Annotated in this window: 8 protein-coding genes; 6 read left to right on the forward strand and 2 right to left on the reverse strand. The window is 57.1% G+C overall.

Annotation, left to right across the window (positions count from 1 at the left end; all coding sequences use genetic code 11):
* Window positions 1–67: 67 nt before the first annotated feature.
* Window positions 68–2,119, forward strand: a complete 2,052-nt coding sequence (locus AC2FH0_RS05840; RefSeq protein ID WP_496788802.1) for a dockerin type I domain-containing protein — start codon at window positions 68–70, stop codon at window positions 2,117–2,119.
* Between the two features lie 12 nt (window positions 2,120–2,131).
* Here AC2FH0_RS05840 and AC2FH0_RS05845 read toward each other — a convergent pair whose 3' ends face one another.
* Entirely contained in the window at window positions 2,132–3,448 is a 1,317-nt protein-coding gene (locus AC2FH0_RS05845) for an HlyD family type I secretion periplasmic adaptor subunit (RefSeq protein WP_496788804.1), read from the reverse strand.
* Entirely contained in the window at window positions 3,448–5,187 is a 1,740-nt protein-coding gene (locus AC2FH0_RS05850; protein ID WP_496788805.1) for a type I secretion system permease/ATPase, read from the reverse strand. Before AC2FH0_RS05850 ends, AC2FH0_RS05845 begins: the two co-directional genes overlap by 1 nt.
* Window positions 5,188–5,613: 426 nt before the next feature.
* On the opposite strand from AC2FH0_RS05850, the gene AC2FH0_RS05855 reads away from it, so the two are divergent.
* Genes AC2FH0_RS05855 through arcC form a run of 5 tightly spaced genes read left to right on the forward strand, consistent with a single transcriptional unit; the run spans window position 5,614 to window position 11,560 of the window.
* The gene (locus tag AC2FH0_RS05855) at window positions 5,614–7,020 is read left to right on the forward strand and encodes a YfcC family protein (protein ID WP_496702704.1); all 1,407 of its coding nucleotides are present in this window, start codon (window positions 5,614–5,616) and stop codon (window positions 7,018–7,020) included.
* Window positions 7,021–7,029: 9 nt separating this feature from the next.
* Window positions 7,030–8,367: an amino acid permease gene (locus tag AC2FH0_RS05860; RefSeq protein ID WP_496691567.1), complete on the forward strand. Its 1,338-nt coding sequence runs from the start codon at window positions 7,030–7,032 to the stop codon at window positions 8,365–8,367.
* Window positions 8,364–9,593 (forward strand): arginine deiminase, encoded by a 1,230-nt coding sequence (locus AC2FH0_RS05865; protein ID WP_142636397.1) that lies wholly within the window; start codon window positions 8,364–8,366, stop codon window positions 9,591–9,593. Before AC2FH0_RS05860 ends, AC2FH0_RS05865 begins: the two co-directional genes overlap by 4 nt.
* Window positions 9,594–9,622: 29 nt before the next feature.
* Entirely contained in the window at window positions 9,623–10,624 is a 1,002-nt protein-coding gene (gene argF, locus AC2FH0_RS05870; RefSeq protein ID WP_142636395.1) for an ornithine carbamoyltransferase, read from the forward strand.
* Between the two features lie 3 nt (window positions 10,625–10,627).
* The gene (gene arcC, locus AC2FH0_RS05875) at window positions 10,628–11,560 is read left to right on the forward strand and encodes a carbamate kinase (RefSeq protein WP_496788807.1); all 933 of its coding nucleotides are present in this window, start codon (window positions 10,628–10,630) and stop codon (window positions 11,558–11,560) included.
* The last annotated feature ends 17 nt before the right edge of the window (window positions 11,561–11,577 follow it).

Genomic DNA, 11,577 nt, shown 5'->3' on the forward strand with positions numbered 1-11,577 from the left:
TTTGGTATTGGACCGGGCATCAGATCATCCTGTTCAAGAGCCAGATTTTGGCGTGGGGTGATTTGGTATGATGCTTCAGTTCGGCGGAGTAGTTGCAACAGGGAGCGCAGCGCTCGATTCAGGTATCGGCGATACGGCTTTAGAAACGTTTAACGGGGAAACGTATCTGTACAGCCTGACCGGACAGGGAGGGGGCATTGTCGTATGGCACCTCGTCGAAGGTGCGGTTCCCCAGCAGCAAGATATAGAATATTTCAGCGGTACAATCTCGGGCACCGTTGGACGTTCCGGGGTAATGGTTTCTCTGTTTGGGGGCGATCAGATCGTTCTGGATGTCAGGTCCGCAACCGGCCTTGTCAGCTACGAAATCCTTCCAGACGGATCTATCGGAGAATTGCAGGAAACCGGGTCCCTGAACGGTGGGGGTGGCTATTCGGCCTTAGTGCAGGTTTCCTTTGGATCGGTCGACATTCTGGCCGTGGCGCAAGAGGACAGCGGGTTGATTTCGACCTATACGGTCGGCTCAGACGGCTTACTGACCTTTGCGGGGGCCGTTGCAGGTCAGGCCGACTCGATCCAGACCGCTCAGTCCGGGTCGGATCAATTTGTCGTCGCAACCGACGCCACCAGCAATTCGATAACGACCTATTTGGTGGACAGCAGCGCGGGAACCTTGAGCCTCGCAGATTCCGGCGATGGGGTCTCGACCTTGGGCATTGGCGCCCCTACGGCCGTCGAAATTGTGCAGGCGCATGGCCATTCCTGGGTCATCGTTGCTGGCAGCGAAAGCAACACGATCAGCGTCATGGAGCTGTCTGGTGATGGCCGGTTGATACCCACCGATCATGTGCTGGATACACTGAATACCCGCTTTGAATCGGCTCAGGACCTGGCCGTGGTCGAAGTGAATGGTCAGGTGTTTGTCGTGGCCGGGGGAGGCGATGATGGGGTGACACTGTTTACCCTGACACCGGATGGTCAACTGGTCTATCTGGACAGTTTTGCCGATACGTTGAGCACCGGGCTGCAAAATGTCGAATCGCTCAGCGTGGCCCATGTCGGGGACGAAATTCAGATCTTTGCCGCCTCACAAGAAGAGGCCGGGTTGACGCAGCTTACTTTTTCGGTCGCTGACCTGGGTATCGCCGCGGACGGTTATGGGACAGTCACTGGCACCGCGCAGAACGATATGCTCAGTGGCAGCATCCTTGATGCCTCTCTACTTGGCGGCGGCGGCGATGACATCCTGATAGCGGGGATTGGGGCCACTACGATGACCGGCGGTTCCGGGTCTGATATCTTTGTGATGCAGACCGGAACCGCGATGACAACGATTACCGATTTTGAAGTCGGATCGGACAGGCTGGATCTGTTTGACTATCCATTTCTGCGCTCACCTGGACAGCTCACTTTTACGTCCACCGCGCAAGGTGCGCAGATCGAGTATCTGGATAATGTGGTTCAGGTGTTTTCGGCGTCAGGTGCTCCGCTGACCAGTTCAGATGTCTTCGGCGCCGGATTTGGCGGGCCAGACCATATTCCGGTGGATTTGAACGGTTTGGGCGGGCTCGACCCGGACAGTTCGGCAGGCATTCAAGGGAATATTACCATTGATTCACAAGTTGCAAATCCCGGTCTGTCAAACGCTGAAATACGTTTCACCCCGGAAGGGGGCGGCACGGTTAGTGTCCAAGCCGACGATGAAGGGAGGTTCGATCTGGATCTGCCTTCGGGCACATTTATCGGTGAACTGGATATCATAAAGTCCTATTCGGCTGGGACCGGCGAGATCACCGCTCTGGACGCATTGCAGGTCTTGCGACTTTCCGTGGGACTGGACCCGACATGGGGGCAGGCAGCACCGGAAAACCTGATTGCGGCCGATATAAATCAAGATGGCCTCATCAACGCTCTGGATGCGCTGGCTATCTTGCAGATCGCCGTCGGATTGCCCACAGCGCATGAGGCAGAGTGGGTGTTTCTGGACGCAGATGCCGATTTGTCGGGGATCACAAGTTCAAACGTGACCTACGAAACCGGTGTCGATGTCGTCGCGGTAGACGGAGTGATCACGACTGACATGACTTCGATCCTGTTGGGCAATCTCGAAGCGGTTTAAAGACGACGGAATCTATTCCCGGAAGGCCCTGTTAAAGTAATCGGCCATCGGTTTTATCAGATATGAAAACGGGGATCGCTCGTCCGTCTTGATCATCGCTTCGACTGGCATGCCGGGTACAAGGCGTTGCCCGTTCAGGCGCTCGATCTGGTTGGCATCAGGTAACATTTCAGCGCGATAAAATGTGTGTCCGGTGTTCTCATCAGTGAACGTATCGGCAGAAATCGTGACAACATGCCCTTCGATTTCGGGGGTTTCGCGTTGGTTGAAGGCGGGAAATCGCAGGAGGGCGGGCTGCCCAATATACACTTGGTCCACATGAATCGCATCTACGCGAGCGGCAATCAGCAGAGGAATTTCCTGTGGTACGACATACATCATCGGTTCTGCCGGTTGTACAACCGAATGCAGTGCAAACACCTGGCTTCCATAGACAGTACCGGAAACCGGCGCCCTAATATCCAGCCGCGATAGACGAACAGCAAGCGAGAGCCTGCGTTCAGACAGTTCGGCGATTTTCGATTGCGCATCGCGTAAGGCGGTGATTGCTTCTTCGCGGCGTGTCGCCTGCAGTTCTACAATCTTGATCTCGGTTGCCGCGATTTGGCCTTTGAGCCGCGCGGCAGCCGCTTCGAGCCTGCCTATTTCACCTGTCAGGCTGGCTTCTTCGCGTTGCAAGGCGGAGACCCGACTGGCTTGTGTCAGACCGCGTTGAAGCAGGCTTTGCTGGTCCTGCAGCTCCTCTTGTATCAGATCGACCTGACGGCGCAGCGAGACCAGTTGCGCCAAGGTGCCCTCGATCTCGCTTTCTATCTGAATGAGTTGCTTGCTCAACTGCTGAGTCTGCTGATTTAGGGTATTCAGACGCGCCTCGAACAGGCGTTGCTGGCCGGCGATCAGCTCAGGGTCAATGTCTTCTTGTTTCTGTACGTCGTTCAGCGCGGATGTCAAAACAGTCAGATCAGTGCCATCGCGTTCGGCCTGAAGCCGCGCCTTTCGGACGAGTAATTCAAACAGCTGCGCCTCAACGATGGTCTTTTCCGAGGTCAGAAACGTGTCATCCAGACGTAACAGAATGTCGCCGCCGGTGACGGAATCACCGTCGCGCACAAAAATCTCGCCGACCACGCCACCGTCTGGATGCTCGACTACCTGGCGGTTGCTTTGAACTTCGATGACGCCTTGCGATACAATGGCGCCTGCCAGCCTGGTCTGCACCGCCCAAAAGCCCAACCCGCCGATTAAAATAGCCAGTGCGAGAAACCCGACCAGAGCAGGAAATGTAATGCGCCAAACAGGGCGCGTGTCATTATGATTGGGCTTTTGCATTACTCACCCACCCGTGCCAGACCCTTTTTGATCGCATTTGCGTTCTGAACCATGGCGCTTAGCACCTCGTCGCGGCTGCCGGATTTCACAACCTGCCCATTTTCAACAACTGCAAGATCGTCGCATTCGGAAATGGCCTGTGGCCGGTGCGTCATGATGATGGCTGATTTACCCGCGGCCTTCAGTTCTCGGATCGCGGTGTTCAATGCCTCAGTGCCATCAGCATCCAGAGCCGAGTTCGGCTCGTCCAGGATCAGTAGGACAGGATCTCCATACAAAGCGCGCGCCAGAGCAATACGTTGCTTTTGGCCACCCGACAGTTGACTGTCATTGCCTTCCAGAAACGTGTCGTACCCCTTTTCCAATGTCAGGATCAGGTCATGAGCCTTGGCTTTCTTGGCTGCAGCGATGACCGCTTCCGAATCCGGGTTTTGGGACATCCGGGCGATGTTTTCGGTCACTGTTCCGTTGAACAAAGTGACTTCCTGCGGCAGATAGCCGATGTGTTGGCCCAAATCATCAGTCCCGTATTGATCCAGTGTAGCGCCTCCAAGCCTGATTTCGCCAACGGCCGGTTTCCACAATCCTAACAGGGCCTTGGCAAGTGTGGATTTTCCTGACCCGCTTTTGCCGATCACGCCCAAAGCTTTGCCCGGTTCTAGTTTCAGTGAAACGTTCCTGAGTGTCGGTAAATCGGCGCCGGGTGGTACAACGGTCAGTCCTTTGGCGATCAGGCGCGCATCTGGTACAGGCAATTTGGTCCGGTCCGGCTCGGGCGGGGTGGTGTCCAGGAATCGGTTCAGTGAAATCCACGCAGATCGCGCACGCTCCACCAATGCCCATTGGCCCACCGCCTGCTCGACCGGGGCCAATGCGCGCCCAAGCAGGATGGACCCTGCAATCATTGCCCCAGGGGACAGTTCGTTTCTTAAAACCAGCAAAGCTCCCAATGCCAGCATGGCAGATTGCAAGAACAGCCGCATCGACTTGGTTAATGAGGTAAAGCTTCCGGTCCAATCGCTGGCCGAGATGGTCTGTCTCAGCGCATCGGTCCTCTGGGTCAGCCAGCGTTGCGAGATGTCGTGCTGCATTCCTTGCGAGCGGACAACTTCTGCGGCTTGTCTGGCATGTTCCGAGAATGAGCCTGCCCGCGCCGAGGCCTGCTGTGCAGCGGCAACCTTTCTATGAGTGAGCGCCTGATTAAGCAGAGCGATGACAATCAGGATCGCGCCACCCGCAACGGCAAGCCATCCAAGCATCGGGTGGAATAGGAAGATTGCTGCCAGAAAAACCGGTGTCCAGGGGATATCCATTACGGCCAGCAAAACAGGTGAGGAACACAGGTTCTGGATTGCCTCAAGGTCGCGCAAGGCAGTGGCTGGGGCTGCACGGGCCTGCGGAACAAGAGATTTTCGCAGCGTTGCCTCGAACACCCGCTCGTCCAGTTGCGACTGGAACCTCGCTCCGAACCGCGCAACAATACGTCCTCGCGCAAAATCCAGCATGGCCATAAGGCTATATAATAGAGCGACAATCAGAAACAGCGCCGTGAGGGTTTCAACCGCCCGAGAGGCAAGGACCCGGTCATAAACCTGCAGCATGAATAAAGGCCCCGTCAGCATCAGCAGGTTGACAAAGATGCTGAACAGGAAGGCCAGTGCCAGAAATGACAGCCCCTTGTTGCGCACCTTGTGCAACTCATGTCTGGCAGGCAGGGACCTGGGAATTTCAGAGCTCACGTTGTTAGCCTTGGGTTACTGTTCGATACGGGCATTTGCGCCTTAATTTCTTGCACATTAGCCTTTGGTAAGCCTAATGCAAATGTGCGACTACCCGGTTCAGGGAAATGGGCTGATATGTCAACATGATCACCACAGTCTCAAGCGGGTTTCTGCCAGACTGGGGCGATGGATCGCAAGGTGCTAAACGCTGCGCTCAAATGAGCTACTTACGATCTGTAGGAAAGCAAAAACTGACCAACCTGAATCCGGCGTCAGCCTGAATTCTATTGATGCAGGTCAATGCGCAGCGCCAGCGAATGGCGTTCATGTAGAACCGTTCAGGTCGCCTCGGGGTCATTCATCCTTTGAAATCTCATATTGAGACTGTATGAAGGGACCGGAAGTTTCGAAACCCAATCTCAGCTCTTTTAGGAGTTTGATGACATGAAGCTCAAGTTTCCAACTGCATATACAATTCTGTTTGCGTTGATAGCACTGGTCGCCATTGCAACATGGTTTGTTCCCGCTGGCCAATATGACCGCGTCGCTAACGAAGCCCTGGGACGCGATGTTCCGGTACCGGGCAGCTATCAGGTTGTCGAGCCCAATCCGCAGGGGTTCTATGATGTCGTACTGGCCCCTATCGGGGGGTTTTATGACCCTGTCAGTTATGAAGCGCGGGCGATTGATGTTGCACTTTTTGTGCTGGTGATTGGCGGTTTTTTGGGAGTTGTAACGCGAACCGGGGCGATTGACGCCGGGATTGCGCGCGCAATGGTGCGTCTAAAGGGGCGCGAGAAATGGATGATCCCCATCTTGATGGCCTTCTTTGCTGCGGGGGGCACAATCTATGGCATGGCCGAAGAGTCACTGGCTTTTTACGCGCTGATCATCCCAGTGATGATTGCCGCGCGCTATGACGCGGTAGTGGGTGTGGCCATCATCATGCTGGGGGCGGGGGTTGGCACGCTGGGATCGACGATTAACCCGTTTGCCACAGTCATCGCCTCGGATGCGGCGGGGGTGCCCTTCACCAATGGCATAATGCTGCGCTTTGCGCTGTTGCTGGCATGCTGGTTGGCCTGTGTGGTCTTTGTCATGCGATATGCAGCCAAGGTCAAAGCCGATCCGGATCTGTCCATCGTTGCCGACAAGCGCGAAAGCAATGAGGCGCATTTCCTCAAAGGTGGCCGCACGGGCGGTGAAGCTCCGACCTTTACGAGTATGCATGGGCTGATCCTTTTGATCTTTGCGGCCAGCTTTGGCGTGATGATCTGGGGTGTCGCGGCAGGAGGCTGGTGGATGGCCGAGATGTCCGGCCTGTTCATTGTGTCCTCGATAGTCGTGGGATTGATCGCACGGATCGGGGAAGAGGAATTCACCTCGACCTTCGTTGACGGTGCCCGGGATTTGCTGGGCGTTGCGCTGGTGATCGGGATCGCACGCGGGATCGTAGTGGTCATGGACGCAGGAAACATCACCGATACCATTTTGTATTGGGCAGAAGGTGCCGTGGATGGTTTAGGCAAAGTGGCCTTTATCAATGCGATGTTCGCCTTGCAGGGGCTGTTGTCCTTCCTCGTCCCGTCATCTTCGGGCTTGGCGGTTCTGACGATGCCGATCATGGCGCCGCTAGCAGACTTTTCCGGCGTAGAACGGTCTTTGGTCGTGACGGCCTATCAGTCAGCCAGCGGTTTGGTGAACCTGATTAACCCCACCTTTGCGGTGGTCATGGGCGGGCTTGCCCTGGGGCGTGTGCCCTATGAACGCTGGCTCAGTTTCATGTGGCCGCTTTTACTGATCCTGATCGTCATCATCATGGCCGGGCTCAGCCTTTCCGCGTTGGCATGAGGTCGCATTATGCCCACCGACACCCGATCTAAACCCAAAGGAACCCTTGGGTTCTGGATGTGCACCGCGCTGGTGGTGGGCAATATGATCGGGTCCGGTATTTTCCTGCTGCCGTCTTCTCTGGCCGCGTTCGGGCCAATCTCGATGGCGGGATGGGTTCTGACCGCAGGAGGCGCGATTGTTCTGGCGTTAATCTTCGGGCGACTGGCGCGATTGTCTTCAAATACCGGTGGGCCATACGCTTATGCGCGCGAGGGCTTTGGTGATTTCGCGGGCTTCCTGATTGCTTGGGGCTATTGGATCGCGCTGTGGTCTGGGAATGCCGCCGTTGCCGTCGCCTTTGCTGGCTATCTCAGCTTTATGGTACCCGCCATCGGGGAAACTGCGCTGGCGGGGTTGGCGGTTTCTCTGGGAGCGATCTGGCTGCTCACCTGGGTCAATCTGCGCGGCGTGCGGCAGGCCGGGATTGTGCAGGTGGTGACCACGGTGATGAAACTGGCCCCGCTGCTGGTGCTGATCATGCTGGGACTGTCCCATGTCCAACCGGCCAACTTCCGGCCGGCCAACCTTAGTGGAATGTCGAACATTTCGGCTATCTCGGCCTGCGCGGCGCTGACGCTTTGGGCCTTTGTGGGGCTCGAATCCGCAACGGTTCCGGCGGACGATGTCAGGAACCCTACCAAAACGATCCCTCTTGCGACGATTGTCGGAACCTGTGTTGCCGCATTGGTCTATATCGCCACGACCTATGTGGCGCTTGGGGTAGTGCCATCCGGCACGCTGTCCGGAAGCAACGCACCGCTGGCGGATGTTGCGCATGTGATGTGGGGGTTTGGCGGTGCGGTATTCATCGCGGTCGGGGCCTGCGTTTCGACCTTCGGCACGCTCAACGGATTTGTGCTGCTTACCGGGCAAGTGCCACTGGGCGCTGCCCGCGACGGGTTGTTCCCGGCCGGTTTTGCCCGGGTGTCACGGACCGGTACGCCGGCATTTGGCCTGATCTCCTCAAGCCTGCTAGCCAGCGCTCTGATCGCTATGAACTATACCCGATCCCTGGCTGAACAGTTTGAATTCATCATTCTGTTGGCCACCCTATCCACGCTGGTTCCCTACCTGCTGTGCGCAGGTGCCGAGATTATGATCCGCGCAAAACGCAAAGAACGCACCCGCCTGCCACCGCAGGCCTTTGTGCTGGCGGGTCTCGGTTTTGTCTATTCATTCTGGGCGATTTTCGGCGCTGGAAAAGACGTCGTTTTCTGGGGCGTCCTGTTGCTGTTGGCTGGGTTGCCCATCCATGTCTGGCTGCGTTGGCAGTCCGGCGCGATTACATCAAAGGAGATATCATGACTGGATTTGGCGCACATTCCGAGATTGGGAAACTTCGAAAGGTGATGGTCTGCGAACCGGGTCTGGCCCATTCCCGCCTGACCCCCGGCAATGCGGCAGAGTTGCTTTATGACGATGTCCTTTGGGTGCACAAAGCCCGCTCTGACCATGCCGATTTCCGCATGAAGATGGAGGATCGCGGGGTTCAGGTTTTAGAATTCCAGACGCTGCTTGCAGAAACGCTGAAGGACAAGGGAGCCCGTAATTGGGTTCTGGACCGCCGCATTACCGAAAATCAGGTGGGCGTCGGTATGCTGAATGAGCTGCGCGGCTGGTTGGATGAGATGGCGGCCAAGGATCTGGCCAGATATCTGATCGGCGGCATCGCGGTCGAAGATATGCCGTTCAAACCCTCAGGTATGTTCGGCAGCTATCTGGGGCCATTGGGCTTTGTGATTCCACCGATTCCAAATACGCAGTTCACTCGTGACAACAGTTGCTGGATCTATGGCGGCGTTACGGTCAACCCGATGTACTGGCCGGCGCGGCGCCCCGAAACCCTGTTGGTGACCGCGATCTACAAGTTCCACCCCGAGTTCCGCGACGCGGATTTTGAGATCTGGTGGGGCGACCCCGACAAGGATCACGGTGCTGCCACGGTCGAAGGCGGCGATGTCATGCCCTGGGGCAATGGCAGCGTGCTGATCGGCATGGGTGAACGGACCAGCCCGCAGGCCGTGGGTCAGGTCGCCCGCGCTCTGTTCGCCAAAGGCGCGGCGGAACGGGTCGTGGCTTGTCAAATGCCCCGCAGCCGCGCGGCTATGCATCTGGATACAGTGTTCAGCCATTGCGACCGTGAGACCGCGACTGCCTATGTTGATGTCTGTAACGACATCCAGTGCATCAGCCTGCGCCCCGGAAACAAAGAGGACACGATCGACTTCCGGCGCGATGACAAACATCTGTTCGATGTGGCCGCCGAATGCCTGGGGATCAAATCTCTGAACATCGTTCAGACAGGCGGAGACGCATTCAATCAGGAACGCGAGCAATGGGACGACGGCAACAACGTGGTGGCGTTAGAGCCCGGCGTGGTCGTTGCCTATGACCGCAACACCTATACCAACACGCTGCTGCGGAAAGCGGGGGTCGAAGTGATCACGATCTCGGGCTCGGAACTGGGGCGCGGACGCGGCGGCGGGCATTGCATGACCTGCCCGATCTGGCGTGACCCCGTGGATTATTGAACCGGATTACTGAAAAAGGAGATAGACCAATGGCATTTAACATCAAGGGCCGCAGCTTTCTGAAACTGCTCGATTTTGACCAGCGTGAGCTGCGTTATCTGCTGGACCTGTCGCGCGATCTGAAGCGCGCAAAATATGCGGGGTCTGAAATCCAGCATCTAAAAGGCAAGAATATTTGCCTGATCTTCGAAAAATCCTCGACCCGGACCATGTGCGCCTTTGAAGTGGCCGCGATGGATCAGGGTGCCGGTGTCACCTATCTTGGGCCCTCGGGGTCACAGATCGGGCATAAGGAAAGCATGAAGGACACTGCCCGCGTGCTGGGCCGCATGTTCGACGGCATTGAATATCGCGGTTTTGGGCAGGAACTGGCGGAAACACTGGCCGCCAATGCGGGCGTGCCGGTCTATAACGGGCTGACCGATGAGTTCCACCCGACCCAGATGCTGGCCGATCTGCTGACCATGCAGGAATATGGAGAAAAGCCCCTGCATGACATCAAATACGCCTATGTGGGCGACGGGCGGTCCAATATGGGCCATTCGCTGATGATCGCGGGCTGCATGATGGGGATGGACGTCCGCATCGCCGCCCCACGTGATCTGTGGCCGTCCGACGAATTCCGCGGTCCGGCGGAAGAAGCCGCCGCGCGTTACGGCGCGACGCTGACCATCACCGATGATCCTGCGGCCGCCGTGGATGGCGTGGATTTCATCCACACCGATGTCTGGGTCTCGATGGGCGAAGCACCCGAGGTCTGGGACAGCCGGATCAAGCAGCTGACCCCCTATCAGGTCAACAGCGCGTTAATGGCAGCGGCAAACAATCCAAACGTCAAATTCATGCATTGCCTGCCCGCCTTCCACAATACCGAGACTAAAGTGGGCGAAGACATCCACGAGAAATTCGGCATCACCGAAATGGAGGTCACCGAAGAGGTATTCGAAAGCCCCGCCGGTATTCAGTTTGAACAGGCTGAAAACCGGATGCACACGATCAAGGCGGTTCTGGTCGCCACATTGGGGGCCTGAGCTATGCGGATCGTCGTCGCCCTTGGGGGCAATGCGCTGCTGCGGCGCGGTCAGGCCCTGACCGCCGAGAACCAGCGTGAAAACACGGCCATCGCCGCTCAGGCGCTGGCCACCATTGCCGAGGGGAACGAGTTGATTGTGACCCACGGGAATGGCCCTCAGGTGGGATTACTGGCCCTACAGGGCAACGCCTATAAACCGGATGAGGCCTATCCGCTGGACGTGCTTGGGGCGGAAACCGAGGGCATGATCGGGTACATGATCGAGCAAGAGCTGGGCAACCGTCTGCCGCCCGAGACGCCTCTGGCCACGCTGCTGACCATGATTGAGGTCGATGCCAAGGATCCCGCCTTTGACGACCCCACAAAATTCATCGGTCCGGTATATGACAAACCCGAGGCTGAACGATTGGCCACCGACAAGGGCTGGCAAATTCGTGCGGATGGTGACAAATGGCGACGGGTTGTTGCCTCTCCGCTGCCGAAACGGATTTTTCAAATCAGGCCGATTAAATGGCTGCTGGAACGGCAAACCGTGGTGATCTGTGCCGGTGGCGGTGGCATTCCCACGGCCTATACTTCTCCGGGTTATCTGGAGGGGATAGAAGCGGTGATCGACAAGGATCTGGCCTCAGAGCTGCTGGCCCGAGAGGTTGGGGCCGATCTGTTCATTTCGGCAACGGATGCTGATTGTGCCTATCTGGACTGGGGTACCGATACTCAGCGTGGCATAAAAGCCGCCTCACCAGATGCCATGGCCAAGTTCAATTTCGCCGCCGGTTCGATGGGCCCAAAGGTCGAGGCCGCCGCCCAGTTTGCGCGGCTTACCGGCAAATCCGCAGCCATCGGCGCACTGGCCGATCTGGCGGATATCGTTGCGGGCAGGAAGGGCACAACCATAAGCAAAGACGCAGCTGAAATCCTATTTCACGACTAACTCAGATGATTGCTGGG

This window comes from Ruegeria sp. CDSC051 (genome assembly GCF_059610665.1).